Source organism: Psychrobacter sp. SCQQ22 (assembly GCF_015864605.1).
GTDB lineage: Bacteria > Pseudomonadota > Gammaproteobacteria > Pseudomonadales > Moraxellaceae > Psychrobacter > Psychrobacter fozii.
This window is the reverse complement of record NZ_JADYWZ010000001.1, coordinates 27,590-51,400: the sequence shown is the minus strand read 5'-3', so window position 1 is coordinate 51,400 and position 23,811 is coordinate 27,590. Positions and strand designations below refer to the sequence as shown.

At 42.9% G+C, this 23,811-nt stretch carries 22 protein-coding genes and 1 tRNA gene; 12 read left to right on the top strand and 11 right to left on the bottom strand.

Annotated features, from left to right (window positions below; genetic code table 11):
* Positions 1-117 precede the first annotated feature (117 nt).
* Positions 118-927: a methyltransferase domain-containing protein gene (locus tag I6E84_RS00220; RefSeq protein WP_197215388.1), complete on the bottom strand. Its 810-nt coding sequence runs from the start codon at positions 925-927 to the stop codon at positions 118-120.
* A gap of 176 nt (positions 928-1,103) precedes the next feature.
* The gene (locus I6E84_RS00215; RefSeq protein ID WP_197215386.1) at positions 1,104-2,336 is read right to left on the bottom strand and encodes an 8-amino-7-oxononanoate synthase; all 1,233 of its coding nucleotides are present in this window, start codon (positions 2,334-2,336) and stop codon (positions 1,104-1,106) included.
* 319 nt (positions 2,337-2,655) lie between these two features.
* Between I6E84_RS00215 and I6E84_RS00210 the strand changes: the two genes are divergently transcribed.
* The 5 genes from I6E84_RS00210 (at position 2,656) to I6E84_RS00190 (ending at position 6,152) form a co-directional block, all read left to right on the top strand.
* Positions 2,656-3,201, top strand: a complete 546-nt coding sequence (locus I6E84_RS00210) for a porin family protein (protein WP_197215384.1) — start codon at positions 2,656-2,658, stop codon at positions 3,199-3,201.
* A 98-nt stretch (positions 3,202-3,299) separates the two neighbouring features.
* Positions 3,300-3,839, top strand: a complete 540-nt coding sequence (locus I6E84_RS00205; protein ID WP_110922174.1) for a porin family protein — start codon at positions 3,300-3,302, stop codon at positions 3,837-3,839.
* A gap of 197 nt (positions 3,840-4,036) precedes the next feature.
* A complete protein-coding gene (locus tag I6E84_RS00200) occupies positions 4,037-4,597 on the top strand; it encodes a porin family protein (RefSeq protein WP_110922175.1) in 561 nt (186 codons plus the stop codon).
* Between the two features lie 184 nt (positions 4,598-4,781).
* A complete protein-coding gene (locus tag I6E84_RS00195; protein ID WP_227681251.1) occupies positions 4,782-5,276 on the top strand; it encodes an NfeD family protein in 495 nt (164 codons plus the stop codon).
* Positions 5,277-5,291: 15 nt separating this feature from the next.
* Positions 5,292-6,152, top strand: coding sequence for an SPFH domain-containing protein (locus I6E84_RS00190; protein WP_197215382.1), 861 nt, complete (start codon positions 5,292-5,294; stop codon positions 6,150-6,152).
* Between the two features lie 166 nt (positions 6,153-6,318).
* Here the strand turns inward: I6E84_RS00190 and hemN are convergent, their stop codons facing one another.
* Complete coding sequence (hemN, locus tag I6E84_RS00185; protein WP_227681272.1) at positions 6,319-7,782, bottom strand: oxygen-independent coproporphyrinogen III oxidase; 1,464 nt, start codon at positions 7,780-7,782, stop codon at positions 6,319-6,321.
* Between the two features lie 571 nt (positions 7,783-8,353).
* On the opposite strand from hemN, the gene I6E84_RS00180 reads away from it, so the two are divergent.
* Positions 8,354-9,928 carry a YifB family Mg chelatase-like AAA ATPase gene (locus tag I6E84_RS00180; protein WP_197215378.1) on the top strand — a complete coding sequence of 525 codons (1,575 nt, stop codon included), beginning with the start codon at positions 8,354-8,356 and terminating at the stop codon, positions 9,926-9,928.
* Between the two features lie 101 nt (positions 9,929-10,029).
* On the opposite strand, the gene I6E84_RS00175 is transcribed toward I6E84_RS00180, so the two are convergent.
* Together I6E84_RS00175 and I6E84_RS00170 are read right to left on the bottom strand one after the other, a co-directional pair.
* On the bottom strand, positions 10,030-10,704 hold the full coding sequence (locus tag I6E84_RS00175; protein WP_197215377.1) for a phosphoglycolate phosphatase: 675 nt from the start codon (positions 10,702-10,704) through the stop codon (positions 10,030-10,032).
* Between the two features lie 137 nt (positions 10,705-10,841).
* The gene (locus I6E84_RS00170) at positions 10,842-11,342 is read right to left on the bottom strand and encodes a DUF4385 domain-containing protein (protein ID WP_197215376.1); all 501 of its coding nucleotides are present in this window, start codon (positions 11,340-11,342) and stop codon (positions 10,842-10,844) included.
* Between the two features lie 179 nt (positions 11,343-11,521).
* Between I6E84_RS00170 and I6E84_RS00165 the strand changes: the two genes are divergently transcribed.
* Positions 11,522-11,863 carry a hypothetical protein gene (locus I6E84_RS00165; RefSeq protein WP_197215375.1) on the top strand — a complete coding sequence of 114 codons (342 nt, stop codon included), beginning with the start codon at positions 11,522-11,524 and terminating at the stop codon, positions 11,861-11,863.
* 211 nt (positions 11,864-12,074) lie between these two features.
* Here I6E84_RS00165 and I6E84_RS00160 read toward each other — a convergent pair.
* Positions 12,075-12,150: transfer RNA gene (locus tag I6E84_RS00160), tRNA-Phe, on the bottom strand.
* Positions 12,151-12,293: 143 nt separating this feature from the next.
* A complete protein-coding gene (locus I6E84_RS00155) occupies positions 12,294-12,716 on the bottom strand; it encodes a hypothetical protein (RefSeq protein WP_197215374.1) in 423 nt (140 codons plus the stop codon).
* 551 nt (positions 12,717-13,267) lie between these two features.
* Between I6E84_RS00155 and hisB the strand changes: the two genes are divergently transcribed.
* The 4 genes from hisB (at position 13,268) to I6E84_RS00135 (ending at position 16,303) form a co-directional block, all read left to right on the top strand.
* Positions 13,268-13,915 (top strand): imidazoleglycerol-phosphate dehydratase HisB, encoded by a 648-nt coding sequence (gene hisB / locus I6E84_RS00150; RefSeq protein WP_227681250.1) that lies wholly within the window; start codon positions 13,268-13,270, stop codon positions 13,913-13,915.
* Entirely contained in the window at positions 13,915-14,559 is a 645-nt protein-coding gene (gene hisH / locus I6E84_RS00145; RefSeq protein ID WP_197215373.1) for an imidazole glycerol phosphate synthase subunit HisH, read from the top strand. Before hisB ends, hisH begins: the two co-directional genes overlap by 1 nt.
* A 170-nt stretch (positions 14,560-14,729) precedes the next feature.
* The gene (locus I6E84_RS00140; RefSeq protein WP_197215372.1) at positions 14,730-15,104 is read left to right on the top strand and encodes a hypothetical protein; all 375 of its coding nucleotides are present in this window, start codon (positions 14,730-14,732) and stop codon (positions 15,102-15,104) included.
* Positions 15,105-15,202: 98 nt separating this feature from the next.
* Complete coding sequence (locus I6E84_RS00135; protein WP_197215370.1) at positions 15,203-16,303, top strand: hypothetical protein; 1,101 nt, start codon at positions 15,203-15,205, stop codon at positions 16,301-16,303.
* 25 nt (positions 16,304-16,328) lie between these two features.
* On the opposite strand, the gene I6E84_RS00130 is transcribed toward I6E84_RS00135, so the two are convergent.
* On the bottom strand, positions 16,329-17,657 hold the full coding sequence (locus tag I6E84_RS00130; protein ID WP_197215367.1) for a valine--pyruvate transaminase: 1,329 nt from the start codon (positions 17,655-17,657) through the stop codon (positions 16,329-16,331).
* A 921-nt stretch (positions 17,658-18,578) separates the two neighbouring features.
* Between I6E84_RS00130 and I6E84_RS00125 the strand changes: the two genes are divergently transcribed.
* Complete coding sequence (locus tag I6E84_RS00125; RefSeq protein WP_197215365.1) at positions 18,579-19,424, top strand: DUF4760 domain-containing protein; 846 nt, start codon at positions 18,579-18,581, stop codon at positions 19,422-19,424.
* A gap of 114 nt (positions 19,425-19,538) precedes the next feature.
* On the opposite strand, the gene I6E84_RS00120 is transcribed toward I6E84_RS00125, so the two are convergent.
* From I6E84_RS00120 to I6E84_RS00110, 3 genes are read right to left on the bottom strand one after another with little or no spacing between them, the layout of a single operon-like run.
* Complete coding sequence (locus I6E84_RS00120) at positions 19,539-22,112, bottom strand: ABC transporter permease (protein ID WP_197215946.1); 2,574 nt, start codon at positions 22,110-22,112, stop codon at positions 19,539-19,541.
* A 34-nt stretch (positions 22,113-22,146) separates the two neighbouring features.
* Positions 22,147-22,869 carry an ABC transporter ATP-binding protein gene (locus I6E84_RS00115; protein WP_197215363.1) on the bottom strand — a complete coding sequence of 241 codons (723 nt, stop codon included), beginning with the start codon at positions 22,867-22,869 and terminating at the stop codon, positions 22,147-22,149.
* Positions 22,866-23,729 (bottom strand): arylesterase, encoded by an 864-nt coding sequence (locus I6E84_RS00110; protein ID WP_197215361.1) that lies wholly within the window; start codon positions 23,727-23,729, stop codon positions 22,866-22,868. Before I6E84_RS00110 ends, I6E84_RS00115 begins: the two co-directional genes overlap by 4 nt.
* Positions 23,730-23,811 lie beyond the last annotated feature (82 nt).

Here is a 23,811-nt window from a genome sequence, read left to right as displayed (position 1 = left end):
AAATGGTATAGTCGATACAAATCGATAAGTAGTTGAATTAAAAAACGCATCCTTCGGGATGCGTTTTTTTGTGGCTGTTATTTCTACTAGCTATTTTTTTTAATATAAATTGCGTGATTAAAGTTTAAATGCACTCACTGTCAGCACTTCATACGTTAAGTTGACACAAGGCTGTCCTTCCTCGTCTTGCGCTGAGAAGTGTTGCCAATAGTCTGACTCAAACTGCTGTAGGCGCGACTTTGTCCACATAAAGGTCTGGGTATTATCTGATTTTACTTGTGTCTGATTGGTCGATACGCCAGTCAGCTTCATATGTTTTAGAATAGCGTAGGGGGTAGGGAACGGTAAATCAAAGCGCTGAGTTGAGAGTTCGATATTCTCAAAACCTGCATTAACTAATGCAGATTGCCATTCGTCGATATCTGGATAGTAGAGCCCTTGACCAGTGAGATTCTTAATTTGCAAAAAGTTATTTGGGGTAAAGGTACTAAAGACCAGTTGGCCTCCAGCTTGTAGACGGCTTGCAGACTGCGTGACGAAACTCAATGGATTATCAAACCACTGCACTGCATTGGCACTGACGATTAAACTATGATTTGCCTCCAAATCTATGGTTTCAGCATCACCAATAACGATGTCAGCAGTTGGCAATATGGATTGCAATGTAGCAGCTTGCTCACTACATAATTCATTAATGACCCAGTGTTCGCTCTTTATATGCTCAGCGAGCAGTCGTGTCATTTGACCTGTGCCCGCACCGACTTCTAATACACTATTTTGTTTGGTTTGAGCAATATTGGCGATTAAGTGCTGACAGACCTGCTGCTGAATACTGGCATGTTGGTCATAGTCACCAGCACTCTCAAAATGACGAGCGATGGTTTGCTTTCTAGCACTGAGGTCATCAGGTGTGTCGAGTTTTTTCATAGAGTGTATTACATCCAATTGAGCCAGTTATCAATCGATATAGTCATTCCACTATAAAAATATTACTGCGTTAACCTCGCTTGAAGTATTAAATATACATCTACGTACGGTTACCTTGTACTACTTTTAAATTGAATCGACTATAGTGGGACCATTGTCCCTGCTAGATAGTGGAATTATAACTGTTGTATTAGCCGTTCGCAGTCTTCATTGGTCAGTTTGGCATTCATGACTAAACGAATACGAGCAGTGTTTTCAGGAACGGTGGGTGGTCTAATAGGCAATGCGTAGAACCCTGCTGCCTGTAACTGGTTCGCTTTAGTAAGCGCACGCGCATTATCGCCCAATATATAAGGAATGATAGGAGAGTCATAACTGATATGTTGAGCAGTAGGTGATACACGGTATTGTGGGTCGATAGCCTGACTAAGTGTGATAGACAATTGCGCTAAATGCGTACGTTGATCAGTTAACTGCGGCATTTTGGCTAAGATAAAGCGTGTCCAAGCATGATTGATAGGGGGTAATGCCGTACTAAAAATCAGTGGGCGCATCGTATTAATCAGCCATTGTTTGACGGCCTCATCACACATGATATAAGCGCCAACTGAAGCGAAGGCTTTCCCAAATGTCCCCACCAAATAATCAATATCGGGCAACGTATTTGTTTCTTCTGCCAACCCCAAGCCTGTATCACCCAATATCCCGACAGCATGAGCCTCATCGACATACAGCTCGATACGGGCATCTTTGGCTTTTAACTGCACTAGCCGAGGTAAATCAGCACGGTCGCCATCCATACTAAAAATACTCTCAGTGACAATAATGATGCGCTCAACCGTTTCATCTGCTTGCTCAATAAATCTGGCCAAATGCTCGTAATCGTTGTGACGGTAACGACGATAGGTGACCAGTTTGCTTTGGCTCAGACGCAACCCATCGATAATACTGGCATGTACCAACTTGTCAGCCAGAATAAGTGTTTTGACTGGTAAAGTCGTCAATGCTGGCAAGATACCCAGATTAGCATGATAGCCACTGTTCAATACCAACACTGATTTTGAAGCAGATGTATTTTGCTTATCGATGGCATTTTGATACCAGCTTTGCAATTCAGCTTCTAATGCTTGCAGCTGTATATCGTTGCCTGTGAGGAGCCGTGAGGAAGTGGCACTCATTTTAGGTGTCTGTGCAGTGGGTAGCTGTTTTATTTGATTGAGAAACTCAGTTTGCAGCTCGATATCACCGCCCAAGCCGAGATAGTCATTACTTGCAATGTTGAGCAAAGCTTTACCCTCGCTCATAACGTACTGCCCCTTATGTTGCAGGTTTGGCAGTTGACGATATTGTTGATTTGCTTTGAGGTCTTCGAGCGCTACTTGTAGACGATCAGTGATGAGATTGGTCATTCTTTCTTCCTTCATTTTTGTTATTTGACAGTATTTAAGGCATTTAAATCTTGGTTTTTAGTAGGAAGAGCGTGAAATGAGTAGGGATTATTGCATAAATAGGTTGGTTGTAACAAAAGGTTTCATATCTTGGCCTTTGTAACCCACTCGCTGATGAAAACTTGCAAATCTTAACTCTCATACTATTAAACACTGACAGAGTGTCTGAAATAGTTTGTTACTATTACATTCATCGTAGCAAGCAAGACGATAGGGCTATAAGAGCCAGTATAAATAAATAGATAACTTGTTTGTTTAAATGGATGTTAAGGAGCTAATAATGAAAATTCTACAAAAAACTCTAATCACGCTAGCAGCGGGTTCTTTATTAAGCATGGGCGCACAAGCCGCAACGTCCTATAGCAACGGCTACACTGGTCAACCGTATATCGGTGCCAAAGTCGGTCAGTTTGATTTAGACATTGATAACGCAGATGATCCTACCGCTTATGGTGTCTATGGTGGTTACAACTTCGATTCTACTTTCGGTGTTGAAGCTGAATATGTCGGCTCAGATGACGCTGATTATAGAAATGGCGACCTGGATGCCAAAACTTATGGCGCATACGGTACCGCACGTTATCAGTTTCCAAATACTGGCTTGTACGCCAAAGGTAAGCTAGGTGTGGCTAAGACTGAAGTAGAAGGTGACTATACCAACGGTTTGGTTAAAGTCTCAAACTCTAGCAGTGATACTGGTATTGCTGGTGGTGTAGGTCTTGGTTATTCAGTCAATCCTAATTTTGGTGTCGAAGCTGAATACTCAATGATGGACAGCGATGTAGATGCCAAACTCTTGACCATTGGTGCTCAATTAAAATTCTAAATATTTTTTCTCACCCTTTTTATTGAAGGCTTATCTGATGGGCTTTTCTCATACAGATAATATATAACCAATCAAAAATGTAATTTTAAGGAAATAAAATGAAAACTCTACAAAAAACTCTAATGGCAGTAGTAGCAGGTTCTTTATTAAGCATGGGCGCACAAGCTGCTGGTTCTTATGGTAATGGCTATACTGGCCAGCCGTATGTTGGTGCTAAAGTCGGTCAATTTGATTTAGATACCAATAACGCTGATGATCCAACGGCTTATGGTGTTTATGCTGGTTATAACTTTGATCCTAACTTTGGTCTTGAAGCTGAATATGTAGGCTCAGATGATGCTGATTACCGTGGTGGTGATATCGATGCCAAATCTTACGGTGCTTATGGTACTTATCGCCATGCGTTCGCGGATACCGGTCTATATGCAAAAGGTAAGCTAGGTGTAGCAAGAACTGAAATCGAAGCTACTAACACAGACCTTGGTGGATTTTACGATGGCGAAGATAACGATACTAGCTTAGCTGGTGGTGTAGGTCTTGGTTATTCAGTAACGCCTAACTTCAACGTAGAAGCAGAATACGACATGTTGGGTAGCGATACAGATCTTATGACTGTTGGTGCAAACATCAAGTTCTAAACGTTTGACTAGCTGTACAATGAATAAAAAACGCATCCTTTGGGGTGCGTTTTTTTATTCGTGAAATACAAAACAGTTGTATGCTTTAAGGTTAGAAATTGCTAATATACCGCCGTCAGTTATGGATATGCGATATTTCTACTGACAAAATTCTATCTAAAAGTTAATTGTTAACTGAAATAGCCTTGGAAAATACAATGAGAACGATGCAAAAAACACTATTAACTTTAGTAACTGGTGCTGTGTTAAGTGTAAGTGCACAAGCGGCTGTTAATTATGCAGGTCAGCCATACGCTGGTATAAAAGTGGGTCAGTATAATGCAGAAGATGCTGATGACGAAGCAGTATCGTATGGCGTTTACGGCGGTTACAAATTCACGCCAGAGTTTGGTGTGGAAGCTGAGTATTTAACTACAGGCGATGCCGACGCATTCAATGACAGATTTGAGAAAGCAGAATATAGCGCCGATGTTTATGGCCTATATGCAACATATGATTATGCTTTTCCAAATACAGCAGTATATGCCAAAGGTCGCTTGGGTATTGCAAAAAACGAGATCGATATAGATTACACTGATAAAACTGATTCTTATTATAACGAGAGTTTCAGTGTGTCTGATACAGGTATTGCTGGCAGTTTAGGTCTGGGTTATAACATTACACCTATGGCCTCTATTGAGGCCTTGTATAACGTATATCCTAAAGCTGAAGACATAGATGTTGATAGCATTACTTTAGGTGCTCACTTTAAGTTCTAATCAAATAAAGAATAAATAAAAAACGCATCCTTTTGGGTGCGTTTTTTTTGCGTTGTATTTTTATACTTTCTCTCATGTTTATTAAGCTGTGAACATCATAGATTGATGATTTTTAAGAAGTTATGAATACTAAAAGTGTGTTACATTGAAAGTTAGAATATCAAAAATAAGAGGTATTGCAGCGATGGACATACTTTGGATGATTGAACCTTGGCATTGGCTCGTTTTAGGCTTCATATTGCTGATTGTTGAGATGTTTGTGCCCACATTTGCAAGCCTATGGTTTGGTGCTGCTGCTATCATTGTTGCAGCCCTTTCATGGTTATTGCCGATTTCAGTCTTTGTTCAAGTGATTATTTGGTTGGTGTTATCAGCTATATTTCTGTTGGCATGGTTCAAATTCATTAAGCCGTTATCGATAGACCGTACCAAAGCAGGTTTGGGTGGCAGCGTCATCGTTGGTGAAACAGGTATGATAATCGTACAGCCGCAGCCTAATCATGCGGGTACGGTAAGGTTTAGTGTTCCTATTGTTGGTGCGGCTGAATGGATGTGTCGTACGACAGGAGAGCAGGTAGCAGTCGGTGATCGGGTCGTGGTGACAGACATCGTCGGCAACGAGTTGATTGTGAGCAGTATGAAATCGCAGGCAGCGATTAATAAAAATACGCAAGTATAATAATAGGGGTGGGTTATGGGAAGCTTTAGTATTGTCATGTTAGTCTTGGTGGCACTGGTCGTATTTACCGTGTTTAAGGGTGTTCGTATCGTCCCACAAGGCTACAAATGGGTGGTGCAGCGCTTGGGGAAATATAGCCAAACGCTACAGCCTGGGCTTAATCTTATTATTCCTTTCGTTGATGATGTGGCCTATAAAGTGACCACCAAAGACATCGTGCTTGATATTCCGTCACAAGAAGTGATTACCCGAGATAACGTGGTTATCATTGCCAATGCAGTTGCTTATATCAATATTGTACGCCCTGACAAGGCTGTCTATGGCATCGAAGATTATGAGTATGGTATTCGCAATTTAGTGCAGACATCTTTGCGCTCGATCATCGGTGAAATGGATCTGGATAGTGCCTTGTCTAGCCGTGACGAAATCAAAACCAAGCTAAAGCATGCAATCTCAGAAGATATCGCTGATTGGGGTATTACCCTAAAGACGGTAGAGATTCAAGACATTAACCCATCGCAAACCATGCAAGCGTCAATGGAAGAGCAGGCAGCGGCAGAGCGTCTACGCCGTGCCACAGTGACTCGTGCTGATGGTCAAAAGCAAGCCGCTATCCTAGAAGCAGATGGGCGTCTAGAGGCCTCACGCCGTGATGCTGAAGCGCAAGTAGTACTAGCGAGAGGCTCTGAAGAGTCGATTCGTTTGATCACCAATGCGATGGGCACGGAAGAGATGCCGATTGTATACTTGCTCGGTGAGCAGTATATCAAGGCAATCCGTGAACTGGCTGAATCTGATAACTCAAAAATGGTGGTGTTACCTGCTGATATTTTAAGTACTGTAAAAGGTATGGTGGGTGATAAGTTAAAAGTGTAGTAGATATAGTCAGCGAATTACTAAAAGGCTACGGCGTTACCCTCCTTGGATGTACTATTTGTAGTCAGCTGCCTTGTAGTCGCTTTAGAATTATTTGACTAGGGCTATTGTTTCATACCAAAAAAGACCTCTATTGAGGTCTTTTTTTGGTTTATTCAAAATCATTTTAAATAACTTTTGAAAAACGATCTTTATGTTTTGTCTCAAGGTATTCATCAAATACCATCGCAACGTTTCGGCCTAATAGGCGTCCACGTGGTAGGACACGAATACCAGCCGCATCCATATCGATGAGTCTATCGTCTTGCATGGCACCGAGCTGTGTTATTTCATCGATGAAGTAGGTAATCGCATCGATACCGAATTTCTGGTTTACGTCTTTAAAGTCAACATAGTCATGACAGAGTAAGTTCATAATCACGTATTCACGCAAGCGATCTTTGATTGATGTCTTGATGACTTTTACCGCTGGCATGACAGTAGGATTGATTTTCGCCATATCAATACTGGCTTGGTAAGCTTGTAAATCCGTATCGTTTTGCAATATATAACGTGTATTGGCATTGGATATTTGACTGATCGATGAGACACCAAAGCCTATCAAATCACAGTCACCCATGATGGTGTAACCTTGGAAGTTACGATGTAATTTGCCCTCGCGCTGTGCGACAGCTAGCTCATCATCAGGCTTGGCAAAGTGGTCAATACCGATATACTGATAGCCCGCATCGCTTAGGGTGTTGATAGTATGACCAAGCATCGTAAGCTTCGCTGCTGGATTAGGTAAGTCTTCATCTTTGATTTGTCGTTGCGCTTTAAAGCGCTCTGGCAAGTGCGCGTAGTTAAACACCGACAAACGATCTGGTGACATCTCGATGATACGCTGTACGGTTTTGTCCAATGTATCTGGCGTTTGATGTGGCAGACCATAAATCAGGTCAATATTGATAGAATGAAAGCCGAGTTCGCGCGCCTCATTTAGCACGTTTTCAATCAATTCTGCTGAATGCACACGATTAACGGCGATTTGTACCGTTTCATCTAAATCTTGCACGCCTAAGCTAATACGATTGAAGCCAAGACCACGCAACACTTTTAGCGTATCTTCACTCAGCTCACGTGGGTCAATCTCAATAGAGTAATCACCTTCGTCCTCGGGCAAAAATTCAAACTGCGTCTGTAAAAACTCCCACAGCTGAACCATCTCTTCATCACGCAAAAACGTAGGCGTACCACCGCCCAAATGTAGCTGCTTGACCAATGGTTTGCTGCTACCTTCTGGTGCCGATAATAAGCGACGCTTTTGCTTAATCTCAGCGATTAAATACTGCAAATAGTCACCTGAATCGCTATTTTTTTTAGTGATAATTTTATTACAAGCGCAGTAGTAGCAAAGATGACGACAGAATGGAATATGGAAATATAGAGACAGTGGTGCACGTGCTTCACGGTTTTGCAGAATTTTTGCCTCAAGACCGTCAGCGATTGGTGCAAACTCTAAAGCAGTCGGGTAGGAAGTATACCGTGGCCCTGAGCGATTGTATTTATGGATAATCGCTTCATCAAAGGCGGGTAGATGTTTGCTCGTAATACTACCGCGCGTACTGGCATAAGGATTGTCTGGTTGCATGACAGGTCGCGTCGTAGTCGGCTGTTCTCCCGCACGATTGTAAGGCTGTTGGATATGATCAGCACTGTTAGGATTGTTTTGTTCTGAATGTTCTGTCATGCGATATTCCTCGTTTTGACCATATCTATTACTGGGTTTTCTCTGGTTCACCGATAGTGATCTCAATCGTTTATTTATAACCATTTTTACAGCAATATTTATGTCTAAATAGACAGTGGCTAGTATAACAAATCCCTGTTAATAGTGGGGTGAATGGCGAGGGCATGTCCTCAATCTGAACAATAAATATTAAATGGATTAAAAATGGCTAAATATTTGCCAAACTGCGTCAAGTAGCTTGCTAATATCTCGATATTATCTGCACTACTTTCCTTGTTTGACTGCAATTTATCTCATTTTTATCTCCATTTTCAAAATGAGGGCACACCCTAGTGCTTTTAGACAAAACGTATAGGTATCGCTAGATAATAACTGGCTCATTAAGTATTGGCGCTCACGATCCAAAACATGTTATTTGCGTACCTATGTGTAATCCTCTATTATCGAGAGAGCCTCTTTATAGGAAACACTCATGTCGTTTGCTCAAGTCTATACCCGTTCAGTCGTCGGTCTGCACGCACCAAAGGTCATTATTGAGGTGCACTTGTCGCAAGGTTTGCCTGCATTGACCATTGTTGGTCTGCCTGAGGCTGCCGTACGTGAGAGTAAAGACAGAGTGCGTTCTGCGATATTGAATTCTGGATTTCAGTTTCCCAATCGCCGTCTCACTATCAATTTGGCCCCTGCTGATTTGCCCAAAGATGGCGCAAGGCTAGATTTACCGATTGCTATCGGTATCTTGGCAGCCAGTGATCAGCTCGATCCAGAAGTGTTATCAGGGTTTGAGTTCATCGGTGAACTAGCGCTAAACGGAAATCTGCGGCAAGTGACGGGTAGTCTGGCAGTGGCACGAGCGATCAAAGCGGAAGGGTTGGCGACAACGTCATCGAATAGTAATGAGCGACGACTAGATGAGCAGCAGGCAGTAGAAGCAGTAACACCAGTCAAATTAATCGTGCCAATGGATAATGGAGCAGAAGCCAGCCGTGTCGAGGGAGTAGAGGTATTAGGTGCGCAAAGTCTCAAAGCTGTTTGTGACCACTTACAGTCGCTAGCAAATCCAAGCATACCCAATGAGTCTTTGGCAGTTGTTACCCCTAGTCCAGCACCGCAGCATGTAGGTTATCAAGTGGACTTGGCCGATGTCAAAGGTCAGCATCATGCAAGGCGTGCACTAGAGATTGCAGCAGCAGGTGGTCACTCGATATTATTTACAGGTCCGCCCGGTTCGGGGAAGACTCTGATGGCATCGCGTCTACCGACTATTTTGCCAGACCTCAGTGACGAAGATGCGTTAGAAGTAGCCAGTACTTATTCAGTCGCAGACAGCGATTATGACTATGGCACACGACCGTTCAGGCAAGTTCATCATACGATATCAGCCGTGGCATTGGTTGGTGGCGGCTCACGTCCGAAACCTGGTGAGATTACCCTTGCCAATAAAGGCGTATTGTTCCTTGATGAATTGCCAGAGTTTGATCGTACGGTGCTAGAGGTGTTGCGGCAGCCATTAGAGGCCAAACAGATAACCATCAGCCGTGCCAATTCACAGATGACTTTTCCCGCAAATTTTCAATTGGTCGCGGCGATGAATCCTTGCCCATGTGGCTATGATGGCGATACATCAGGGCGTTGCCGCTGTCGGCCCGAGCAAATTAAACGCTATCAAGACAAACTGTCAGGACCGCTATTAGATCGCATTGACTTGCATATCACCGTGCCTGCTTTGCCCATTGCTGACTTGCAAAATGCTCAGGCTGGAGAAACCTCTGAACAAGTCCGTGTTCGAGTCATTGCCGCGCATAAAAATCAGATGCAGCGACAACAAAAGGTCAATAATGAGCTGAGTCCTAGCGAGATTGATAAATATATCCAACTAGGAGAGAGCGAGCAGCAGCTATTACAACTCGCTCAGCAGCGTCTGAATTTATCCGCGCGTGGCTACCATCGAGTATTGCGAGTAGCGCGTACTATCGCAGACCTTTCTGATAGTGTAGATATCACAAGCGTCCATGTATCTGAGGCACTGAGCTATCGTAGCAAGTGACTTTATTCCCACAAGATGAGCCACACATTCCTACAAGATAAGTCCCACAAGGTAAGCCACACGAAATGCGACTAACCTTGTGGAAATTTTTGCGATTATAATTATTTAAGCAGATGATCTTGCAGCGCCTGAAAGCTATCAAACGCTTCGGTAGGGTTTAACTCACGGATATCTTGCCCATAGTTATAGCCATAAGACAATCCAAGCGTATCCATATTGGCATTTTGTCCGGCTAAGATATCGTTTCTAGAATCACCAATCATAACGGCTTGTTCTGGAGAAATGTTTAACGCTTCACAGACATGTAATAGCGGTGCTGGATCAGGCTTTTTAGTCGAGAGACTATCACCGCCTAATACCTCACTGAATAAGTCCTGCCAGCCAAATGACTGTAATATCTTCGGTACAAAACGAATGGGCTTATTGGTTACTAACGCCAGTGTATAACCTGCGTCCTTTAGTTTCTTTAGTCCGCTATCGACATCTGGATAAGCGACGGTTTTGCTGCCACTAAGATTTTTATAAGCCTCAAAAAATATTTGCTCTGCGTGATCAGCTTCCTCGACCGTTAACTCATTTTCTAGCACTTCTACCTTACCCACTAGCGCGCGCTCGACCAATAATCTTGAGCCATTGCCTATCCAGTTGCGTATCGTCTCGATAGGGTAGGTCTCTTTGCCCAACGTGGTTAGCATAGCATTAGTCGCATCAGCCAAATCGGGCACACTATCAATGAGTGTTCCGTCGAAATCAAAAATCAAAAGTTGCTTATCCATTATTCCTCGCTATTTGAGATAATTATATTTGTTATGTGGGTTGCATCGCGCTTTGTGCCATACCTTAGCATAGTCGTGTTTCAAGGCTAAAGAATTCCCTTACTCAATGTTCAACAGACTCTAATGGACAGAAGCAATCATTCGACATCTTTATAACGTTCGCGATGCTCTTTTTTCATTCTTAGATAATCTTCGTTTTCACGACACTCATCCCATTTTTGTTTAAATATGCGCGCTGACTCTGCTTTGATAGGATCCTCGACTTGCCGTGGTAGCTCTTCTCGCCCATGCGCACCGCTTTGGCCTTTTTTATCATCGGGTACGGCACCTTTATATTTTTTGCCGCCTTTATGATTGGCATAGCGGCGCGCACGGGTATAGCCCATTTGAATAAACTTGCGCGCCATATCCGCACCGACAAAGTCATCGTCAGCCAAATAATCTAAGAACATCTGATAAATAATATCACTACTCTCGGTCGCAATGTCAGGATCGGCAAAGCGCCAGTGTGGTAATATTTCTGATTTGTATGGCTCTACGAGCAGTACTCCTTGCTCGCCACGCCCAACACGATACAGCTCGGGCTGCGCGCGCAAGTCTAGGTTTTTGTAGTCTAAGTCGTAATCAAACTCTCTCATAACGTTACCTGCTAAGCATATCGATATTTAACACGTCCTAGTATACTGAGCCGAACTGTTGAAAAAACAGCCTATAAATGTTGTTCAGCTGTGACTGTCAGCGTTATAGTTTGCCTACTACAAAACTGCTTCAATACTGTCGCGGGTTGAAGATATTACTTATCAGGAAGCCAATCATCATGAATAAAATAACGACTACGTATTCACGTTTTATGCGGTTATCACAAAATATTTTTATGATGTCAGCCGTACTGATAAGCATGCTAATCTCTAGTGCAGCTCATAGCGCTTGGTTTGAGGGTTTGATTCCGAAAGGGGAGACATACACGGTACGCGAGATAGATCGTGATGTGGCATTTGTGATTGATGGGTTTATTTATGATGCGCGCACATCTTGTTTCTTAGCCGTGGGCGATCGGGTGATATTTTTTGAAGGGCGTCATGGTATTGACTACCGTGCGACGGTTTATGATTTAGACGCGAATGAACGATGTGAGTTGCTATTAAGAAAGCGCTTATAGTCATTTCGCTATAAAAATATTACTGCGTTAACCTTGCTGGAAGTATTTAATATACATCTACACTCGGTTGCCTTGTACTACTTTTAAATTGAATCGGCTATACAACAGTGATCTTAAATACATCTAAGCATGCTACCTAAACATAAAAATCCAAACATAAAAAAAGCCCCAAACATAAATGTTTGGGGCTTTTTAGAATTCTTAAACGAGATGGTGGCTCGAGGCAGGTTCGAACTGCCGACACACGGATTTTCAATCCGTTGCTCTACCGACTGAGCTATCGAGCCGTCTTCGTTGAGGTCGCTATTAAACTAAATATACGCTCTTCTGTCAAGCAGTTTTTGCATTATATGTAATAAAAAAGCATAAATAATCAAATATGGGCAAAATTCAACGTTTTTACTCGAGATTTAGTCTTTAACCTCAACACTTAATCTTTAACACGCAGCAGCTCATACTCGCTCATAATACGATGAATGTCAGTATCTACAGGAACAAACTCGCGTACGCCTTTTTTTACTTCGGCATCATAGACCAGTTTAATGAACTTGGCATCAATGGCGCGTCCACGATTTTGCGCATGCACCGTTAAATACTGCAAACGCTTGGCATTGGTCTGACCATCATCAAAACAGGCAACCGCAGCGATTGGCTTGTCATTGAACATACCGACATATAGAATTTGCCCACGTTTAAAGCCTTGCTCAACGAGACTGAGTACATCAGCGCCACTGGGCTGAGTATCATCGGTATCATACAAAGCCTGCAGGCGTTCTGCTAGCTCGTTTTCGCGTGCAGGTTTTTTAATCAGTGGTGCATCCAAACTATTGATGGCGATCGCTTCTAAAGGCATAGCAGTTCCTATAAACAGAGGGTTTCTATGATGTGAGGCATCATAATGTCATAGAGTATGGTGTCGCAAATTGTCGTGTTATAGCATTAGCGTGCGTCATGATTGATAATACTGAACACACTATTTTAGCAGAATGGCGTAAATTTGTGCGTGGTTTACGGCTTGGACATAGCAGTAAATGTTAGGGTTTGCTATGATGAAGGCAGACAATGCCCACGGCATGTCCTCAATTCAATCGATAGTCATTTAAATGGGTTAAAAATGTCTAAATCTTGCCAAACGGCGTCAAATAGCTGACTAATATCTTGATATTATCTGCGCTATTTTCCTTGTTTGATTGCAATTTATCTCATTTTTATCACCATTTTTAAAGTGAGGGCACGCCCTAGTAGGAATAAATCCTAATATTATTCGTATCATACGTAAACATTGATAGATTTTTTAAATTTTTCATTATTCACTTAATTATTCACTTATTTAAAGACTCGGGCGTGTTTTCGTCCTATCTTATTGACCGCTTTTCACTGATAAAAAACTGATAGAGAGTAGCCATGACAGCCAATGCAACTGAGCAAAACCCATCACAGAACCCGAACCTACATGGTCGTCCAGCACGTATCGCCACGGTTGAGCGTATCACTGCAGAGACGCAAGTGAAGTGCACTGTCAACCTTGATGGGACTGGTCAAGGCACTGTAGACACTGGCGTGCCTTTTTTGGATCATATGATTGATCAAATCAAGCGTCACGGTTTGTTTGACTTGGAAATCAAATGTAACGGCGATACTTTTATTGATGATCACCATAGCGTCGAAGACACGGGTATTACCCTTGGCCAAGCATTTAACAAAGCATTGGGCGACAAAAAAGGCATTCGTCGCTACGGGCATTTTTATGCGCCGCTCGATGAAGCATTGACCCGTGCGGTTGTCGATCTCTCAGGACGTCCTGGCCTGCACATGGATATCCCGTTTACCCGCTCGCACGTGGGCCGTTTCGATGTTGATTTGTTCAGTGAGTTTTTCTACGGCTTCGTCAATCACTCATGGATGACCGTGCATTTAGACAATCTTAAAGGCAAAAACAGCCATCACCAAATCGAGTCTACCTTTAAAGCTTTTGCCCGTGCCCTGCGCATGGCTTGCGAATATGACGAACGTGCGTTGAATACGCTACCTTCTACCAAAGAGGCGTTTTAATGGCTAAAGTAACCAAAGTAGCGCTACTAGATTATGGTATGGGTAATTTGCATTCCGCCAGTAAAGCCTTGTCAGCGGTAGGGGCAGAGGTCTCTATCACTAATGATCCCAAAGTTGTCGCTGCGGCAGACAAGATTGTCTTCCCCGGTGTCGGTGCTATGCGCGACTGTATCGCTGGCATGCATGAGGCAGGGATTGATGAGGTCATACGTCAGGCGATATTCAACAAGCCCGTCATGGCCATCTGTGTGGGTATGCAAGCGTTGTTTGAGCAGTCAGCGGAAAATGGTGGTACAGACTGTCTTGGCATCTTAAAGGGCAGTGTAGAGGCGTTTGACCCTACGTGGAAAGATCAGCAAGGCGCGACCATCAAAGTGCCACACATGGGCTGGAATACCATCAGTGGCATGGATTTTGACCATCCATTGTGGACAGGTATCGAAGATAACGCTCATTTTTACTTTGTGCACAGTTATTACTGCGAGCCTGCCGATAGCTCACAAGTGGCTGCCGTCTGTGATTATGGTCAGCCGTTTTGTGCCAGTGTTATCCAAGATAACTTATTTGCAACCCAGTTCCATCCAGAAAAGAGCCATACTGCTGGCTTGCAGTTGTTAAAGAACTTCGTCGAGTGGAATGTGTAGACAGTCGGTAAATGTGAATTAAATATTTAATTCAACAGTAAGGCAGATTATCCATTGTATAATCTGCCTTTTTTGTTCTCAGCTATCAATTTTTTAGCGACCACTTTTTAACCATCATTGTTTAGTGATACGCTCAGTTGTTTTCTACTGGCTTATATTTGGAATACATAGTGGATTTTACCGCCTTTAAAATGAATGTTATCGAAACAACAGGCCTTGCCAAAGATGCCCTACATATTTATGTTGGTATCGGTGTCTATTTGCTGTGCTTAATGCTGCTGCGTCCGATTTTTAAAAAGCAAGGTATCAGGTCTTTTGTCGCCTTAGTAATAGTGACTTGCATTGCTTTATTGGGTGAGTATTTGGACAATCGAGAGACGATTGAATCGCTAGGCCTAATGGGTTTAAGCCGTGAACAGATTACCGCCAGCATCCGTGATTTGATCAATACCTGCATGCTGTCTTATGTGTTTTATGGGCTTATGACGTGGACGAAAATCTTTCATGCGTCCAACCCCTCAACTAAGCTACTAAAGCAACGCTAATATTTCGAAGTGATTTTAATTCAGATATTAATAAAGTGAACTTAAGTAGGATTTTATGGTGTAAAATTCATAATATAAAATATATAGCAGTCCCTATTATGCCTTCATTTAAAATACCTACTTACATTTTTTCTTCTATCATTCTATGCCTAACGACGTTTAGCTATCATTCAGCAATGGCAAATCAAAACGTCATCATTGACCTAAATAAACCCATATCGGCAGCACTTTTGGCACAGTACAATCGTGATGGTATCGAGATTGACTACGATGATACGACTGTATTGAAGCAAGTATATGTGACTGCCAAAGACGGTATAGTGGCGCGTCAACTGCCAAGTGGTGCTGCTAGAAGCGTTAAGAGCTATGCGTTTGGTGAGAAATTAGAAGTCATTGAAGAGCAAAAAGATTGGTATGCGGTGCAAGACAGAATTCGTAGAGAATATGATGGCATTGTAGAGACTCATATTGTCAAATGGGAAAAGGTCTTTGTGAAAAAAGAGCAAACGGGTTCTACTATGCCTGCCTCGCTAACGTCCAAAGATTTAAACATACTAGCGTATCTATCCGTCGGCGAAGAGTACGAGTCTTTTGAAGATGGGAAAGCACTTAACGACTACCTGAAAATAGAGCTAATTGACAAGGCTTTTTTTGAGAAAAAACGCCCACTTGCCGTTGATTTTTTATCAAAAGATGAAAGTATTAAAAAGAGAAATGGTGTGATATCCATTCCAACTGCAAAAAAACCAGTGAAGTTTGTTGATAAAGATAATGGTGATGACGGCGATGAGCGTTTTGATTACATCGGTAGTATCGATTTTTTAAACCAATATGTAATAGAAGGAAACTACTGGGAAAGCTCGAACTACAAGATGATTGATAAAAATTCAGGTGAGATGACGCAGACGTTTATAGATTACCCTCATATCTCTCCTAATAAAAAATATATCATCTCAGCCTATACCAACCCATATGAGCAATACACTGATCTAGAGCTGTATAAAATTGAGGGAACAGACATCATCCAGATTATGGGTGCAGGCTTTATGCATTGGATGTCTACTGTTGAACCAGAAAATATATTTTGGGCGAGAGACGGCTATCTATACCTAGCGGTTAATCATAGCGCTGCCTTTTGGAAAGAAGACGGGCATATCAATGATGAGTTTCAATATATTAGGATAAAGGTGGCTCTATAGAGACGCCACCAAGACCTTTAGAAACCTATTTTTGATTATACAACTCACGCACCACTTCACCAATCGCTGCAATACCATCGGTCAGCGTCTGCTCGTCAGCCGCGATACTCATACGAATACATTCATGCGCATGCTGATAATCGCTAACATCGACACCAGGGAAGAAGTATTCGCTTGGCACTATCAGCGTGCCTTTTTCTTTGAGACGCTCGTATAGCTCAAGGGTGCTAATCGGCAAGTCTTTAAACCACAACCATAAGAAAATCGCGCCTTCAGGCTTATGGATCATCAGTGGATAATCACCCAATGCTTCCTTTAGCAGCTTCACGGCAAGGGTCGCCTGCTTTTGATAAAACGGCTTAATCTCATTATCGGCTAACTGCTTAATACGGTCATTTTCTACCAAAGGTGTGGCAATGGCTGCACCAAAGCGTGTTGGCGCTAGATTCACCACCGCATTCATCGCGCTGACCGCTTCGATTACTTTCGCATCGGCTACGATAATACCCGTACGCATACCGGGCAGGCCAATTTTAGACAGGCTAAAGCACAGGATCGTATTATCATCCCACGTCAAATGCGCGTCTGAATAAATGATATTAGGGAAGGGCATACCGTAGGCATTATCGATGATAAGCGGTATGTCATAACGTTTGGCAATCTCGGCCAAATGCGCCATTTCTTCATCGGTCAGCACGTTGCCCGTCGGGTTGGTCGGGCGTGAACAGCAAATCGCACCGATACGACCTTCTTTCAGCGCTGGCAAGTTCTCTAATGCGTCAAAATCTACACGGTATTTAAAGAAGCCGTCCACACCATCATGAGTCACTTCATCGATATGTGGCAATACCGCTGCGAAATGCTGACCTTCGACATGCACGTCGCTATAGCCGATATACTCAGGGGTCAATGGCAGTAGAATGGATTTGTCGATAGATTCGTTGTTCTCATCAAGCTTATTATCACTGAAAGCACCGCCAAACAGATTAAATAGATAGAAAAACGCATTCTGTGAGCCATTGGTCAGGGCGATATTTTCTGAGGTTAGATTCCAATCGTAATGACGATTAAAGAAGCCAACCAAGGCATCGATAAAGGCGGCATCACCTTGCGGATTAGAGTAATTCGCCATGCTGATAATCGCGCTACTATTGGCCTCACCTGCATCATTGTCATTACCCAACGCTTTATACGTCTCCAAAAACAACTCATTGACGGCATCAATTTTGGCAGGGTTACCACCGCCCAGCATGTTGACTGGCTGATCGCTTTTTAGCGCATCGCCCAAATCGTCCATCAATTGTGAGATGCCAGTGGGCTGAGTAAATTTTTGACCGAACTTTGAGAATTTCATAAGACTACCATGCTGTTTTGGAGGATGTTGTAATAAGGAATTTGATTAATAAAAGTTAGGCTAGTATAGCAAATGAGGGTTAGGTAATCCTCTCAATAAATAAGCAAACTGCATGGCTGATATTGGTTTATATTCTTGTACGTTGAGCGAATCAAAAAATGCCTTCTAGGTGAATAGAGGGTGTTTTGGTTTGAGGTTTTAGAGATTAGGTGTTTGGTAGCTAATTCTGCTTTACGCTTGTAGTTGGGAGTCTGTGGCGTACAGCACCTAAACACAGTAGCGTTCCAACGTTCGAGCGACCACTTCTCTGCAAGGTGCTGTAAGCGCCACACTTTACCAAGCTACTGCTTCAATCAGGGCTAAACTGCTCTTCAAGGTGACTATTTTTATCTAAATAAAGCTTTGCTAAGACTTAGGTCTAGCGTAGGTTAGGCTTTACAAATTTTTTTAAAGAATGAAGGCAGACAAGACGTAACCCATTGGATAAGTTTATCCTTGGTATAATGTCGAGTCATCTGAATTAAATCTGGTAGGTTACGCTATACTGACCAACCCTACGCTTACTCATTTATTCTTAAAGGAGTAATTTATATTTCAGCTTGTCTAAAACAGAACATTTTGCTGATTGCATATCTCGTGATATAGTATTATATAATTTTAAAAATTAAATTGACAAATATATAAAAATAGTGTATTTTAATGGTCAGCCTAAAAATTAGGTTGACCAAGTCAATCAAATTACATATCGTTACCCAAACTTCTTTAGTATCCTAGCATTATTCACATATAACCCATATATTGTTAATTACTACTTCCAAAAAGTAGTTCAAACAGATTTCGTTAAAAATCCATAAGATTTGACATAAGGAGAATTGAATATGTTAACTTTAAAATTACATAAAGTTGCCCGCGAAGGATGGGATGGATAAATCAAACCGTAAATTAATGTTGAACAAAATAACCCCTGTTACAGGTATAGTAATAGGGGTTATTGTATTATTGGTAGTAATTCTTTCAATATATTACTATTATAATATCAACTATTTAAGTATGACAACTATAACCCCAGAGGGGGTTATAGTACAAAACTTACAAAGCAGTATGTTTAAAATCTTGGTAGGCATGTTGCCGAGTGCGGCGTTATCTATTACAGCATTAATCGGGGTATATTTAACCTATCATTCTATTCAAAGTAGTAAGTCTTCTAGTAGAAAACAACTGACTATACAGCTTGTTACAGATGTTAATGAAAACAAGAGGCTGCAAGACACTAAAAATTTAATTTTCTTAAAAGGTAACGAGCTTCCACAGTATTATAGTCAATTGAATGATCATACACATAAACAGCAGCTAGAAGATGATATTGAAAGAGATGTAAGAAACAATAAAGATATGTTTGTAGGCAATAGCTTAATTAGATTAAATATCGGATTCCTGAGAAACAGTAAAAAACTAGAGAATGACGTAAAAGAAGCTAAAGAGCGTATAAAAGATAGTATTTTGAAAGATGAGATGCTCAAAGACGATATTCACTATGTCCTAAACTATTATGAGCAGATTTCTTTAGGGATTCGTATAGAAGCGTTTGAAGAGGATTTGTTTAAGAATCTTCACTATTCTAGCTTTATGAAATTATGGAAATGCGCTCACCCTTTAATTCTTCAAATTCGAACAATAAGTGGTAAAGATACAATATATCAAGAAATAGAAATTTTAGCAGCGAAATGGAAGAATGAACCAATTAAAAGCCATTTTCCAATGAAATGATAATAGAACTGCTCAAGCTCTTCACAGAAGATAAATACATGATACAACTTACTTGAGCGTATAAAAAAACCCCAATTAAGGGGTTTTTTCGTTTAAAAGTAAAATCTAATACGCCTAAACCATCGCTCTTACCCGTGCCATAATCCCGCGACCAATCACCAATCTCACATAAATAATAGCAATGGCAAACAGCAAGACAACTAACGCAATACCGCCAAGTCCTAAGTTTGCCCACGGCACACTAAAGCGCAGATTGAACCATTGAGTGACCGCCAGCCACGCACCACCAGTGGCGATAATCACCGCAAATGTCGCTGCACTAATCCCAAGCACACCCAGCTCTAAGATATTGAGCATATACAAGTCACGCTTTTGCATACCGAGTAGTCTAAACGAAGCACTCTCTTTCATACGATCTTGTGACGTAGAGAGTAGCGAACTGATGAGCACCATGATGCCCGTAAGCAAGGCCAGCAAAGTAAAGATATACACCAAGCGGCTCATCTGCGCGACCAACCCTTGGACTTGCTCCGCGATAATCGTACCGTCAATACTGGTCACCGCTGGGAATTCGCGTACCAGCTCACCTTGCAGCTCAGGAATATCATCGGCAGAGACATGCGCCGTCGCAAATTGAATTTGTGGTGCGCTCGCCAGTATCTCAGGCTCAAATAAGAAGTAGAAAAACGGACTCGGGCCACGCTCGAAACGCGAGCGAATACTGGTAATCTCGCCAACCAACTCGATCCCTTGAATATTAAAGCTGATCTGATCGCCCATGCCGACGTTTAGCATCTCGGCTGCCGTGTCCAAAATAGACAACGGCTGTACTTGCGAAATCGCAGAGGCACTCGCATCCTGATTTTCAATCGGCGTATAAAGCGCATCGTCCGTCAGCGACTCAGTAATGAACTCTGTGTCCATGACCGTATCGGAATAACTTAAATTGAACACCCGAGTCGGATCATCTTCGCCCTCAGGCGCGTCGATATCTTTGGGTTCCACACCGTTAGCCGTACCGATACGTGCTCGAATCACTGGATAATACGTGACAGGCTCTTTGAGAATACTGTCTATCTTATCGTGCTGCTCGGTTTGCACATCCAATAAAAACAGATTCGGCGCATCTTCAGGATACGCATTGATAAACTGCTCATTGATACTGTGATTGATCGACGTGATAAGGGTCAACACCGCAACGGATAATGACAATGTCACGAAGAACAATGCCGACTGATTGCCTTTACGCGCCAAGTTATGAATGGCAATACGCTGCATCCAGCTGATTTTTTTACCTGTGGCAATACGAGCCAGCAACCATAGCCAACCACGTGCCAATGCCCAAAATATCGCGATGAATACAATCAATCCGACCAGTATCTGTGCGCCCAACGCTAAAGATTGCACTTCATAGGCAAGGAAAGCATACAGTCCGATGAATAGTAAACCATAGCGTAAGAATGGTATGCGCTGCTGCCAAGGCAAACGTTTCGATGATTGACCCGTACTTTGATTAAGCAATGCCGCAGGTTTCGTACCATCAAGCGCACGCAGACTGCGCTGGGTAATCAGGAGTGTCATGACAAGCGCGATGACAATCGTTTTGAAGATACTAATCGGGTTAATCGCCAATCCTAAATCCGACGGTAAAATAGCTGTCAGATACGGTTGACCAATTTTGAGTAACACAAGGCTGAGCGATACGGCAGCGATGCAGGCCAAGACAGACATGATTAATAGCAGCCAATAATAGCTACGCTTAATCGAACGATTGGTCTCACCTAGCGCCATGCGTATGGCGTCGTTGGATTGCTGCTTGGTTACAAACGCAGTGATGACCCCATACATGGCAACCGCAGATAATAATAGAACGGCGATGACCAGCAATTTCAAGAACATCAATACATTATCAGAGATGCGAGAGACAGACGTCTCCTCTGAGGTAGGGTCAGACATCTCTATATCAGGATAATTGACCAGCATCTGCGTCAACTGCTCACGCTGAGTAGCAATAACGTCTGGCGTGCCTGCCATCTCGATTTGGTAACTGACTCGGCTGCGCTGACCGATTAGATTGGTCGATTCTAAGGCGTCTTGCTGCATCATCACGCGACCACCAAAACCAAAGGTGGTTAGCGGGCGATCTGGCTCTTTGACGAGCTCATCACTGATGGTGAATTTCCCCTCACCAATATTGATACTGTCACCAATCGCGACATTCAGACTTCTGAGGACTTCAGGCGCGACCACCACGTTGGTTGCACTTAGCTGCTCGGACAAGGGTTTGCCTGACGCCAGTTCAACCTCACCGTATAAAGGATAAGCAGCCGTGACGCCTTTGATACGAGCCAACAGCGTTTGGTCTGCTGCAACCAACATGGCGTTGAACTGATAATCATAAACCGTTTGGTCATCAGGCAACGTCTGGACTTGTGCTAAGACTTCCTCAGGCCATGCTTGATTGCTTTCTAATATTAAATCACCACCGACGAGTGCCAGTTGATTGTCATTGACGTAGGTATTCACTGACTGTTGGATAGAGTCCAACGTCAGATAGGTGGCAAGCGATAGCATCAGTGTTAGCAAAAAGAGCAGCGGATATACCCAGCGTCGCCACCAGCTGCGAGACAAAGCCTGTGCGCCTAAAGTGCGGGCAGTAAAGGGATTGCTACTTTTGCTTTGATTCATATCGGCAGCGTTACTATGGGTGTCTATAGAAGGCTTATCCATTGGCCACTAATCCATCTATCATGCCATCATGCATGGTGATGACTCGATCTGCCATGTCCGCCAGTGCAGGGTCATGGGTCACGACGACCAATGCCGAACCGACTTGCTGTCTTAAATCTAACAGTAGCTGCATGACTTGGTCGGCGTTTTGCTCATCCAAGTTACCCGTAGGTTCATCAGCGAATACGATTTTTGGATGCGACACCAATGCGCGAGCGACAGCAGTACGTTGCTGCTCACCACCTGATAATTGATTGGGCAAGCTATCACGTCTATGACCAAGTCCAACGGCTTCGATTAACTCATCAACTCGTGCAGGGTTTGGCTGCCGTGCAATATCTAGCGGAAAGGCAATATTTTCTGCCACGGTCAGCGTCGGCAGTAGATGAAATGACTGAAACACAAAGCCCATATCACGCTGACGGATAGCTGCCAATGCATCTTCATCAAGGCTACTGAGCATTTGACCTGCCAACTCAACGGTTCCACTGTCAGGGTAGTCGAGTGCGGCCAGTAATCCCAATAATGTCGATTTACCAGAGCCAGACTTGCCCATGATGACCACAAACTCGCCCGCATTAATATGAACGTTCACGTCTTTAATAATAGATAGGGTCTGCTCACCAACTTGCACGGTTTTGTTTAGATGCGAGGCGGTCAGTAATGCTGTAGCGGTAGGCGTCGTCACTGTGTCAGCTGAAGGTGATGATGTCATTGCGTGGTCTCAGTTGGCGTGTTGTTTGTCGTATTGTTTAGCGCTGTCGTATTAGTGCTATTACTGGCTTTCAATTTTTCAATCTCAGGCTTTAAGATAGGCAAAATATTATCTTTGACGATAATCTGATAGCCTTCCTTGGTTGGATGAATCGCATCGGCTTGATTCAGCTCAGGGTCACCGCCCACGCCTTCTAAAAAGAAAGGTATCAGAGGCACATTCATGTCTTTTGCCACACGAGGATAGATGTCTGAAAATGCGGAAACATAGTCATTACCTAGATTGTCATAGATCGACATACCACCTAAGATAACGTGACTACCATTGTCTTGTAGAGTCTTAACCGCAGTACGGATGTTTTTTTCAATGGTAACCACATCTAAGCCGCGCATCGCGTCATTGGCACCAATCGTCAAAATGGTAATGTCAGGTTTTGTCTGCGCTACCCAGTCCAAACGATTCACTAAGCCAGTACTAGTTTCACCACTTAGTCCTGAGTTGATTACTTTGGCATTGGTATAGCCCAACTCTTTTAAGCTAGCTTCTAATTGCGCAGGATAGTTGGCATCACTATCAACACCAAGACCTTCCGTCAATGAATCGCCAAGCGCTAATATCGTCAGTGGCGAATTGATTTGCTGGTCGGCGGATGCTGTCGAGTTAGCCTTGACTTGGCTGGTATTGGTTTGAGCGTTTGTTTGAGTATTGGCGGTTGACGCATCAGTGTTTTGCGAGCTGGTATTTTGCGAATCAGTCGCGTCAGTTGGTTCAGCGTCTTTTTGGCAACCACTGATAGCCACGGCGATGGTCAGCACTGCCATTGCTGGCAAGCGTCGAGAGAAATGAGAAAATACTTTCATAATAATTATTCTGTCCTATATGCAATCGAACCAGTGTAGCAAAATAAGACGAATACCAATATTATCCGAAGGTTACTTTATC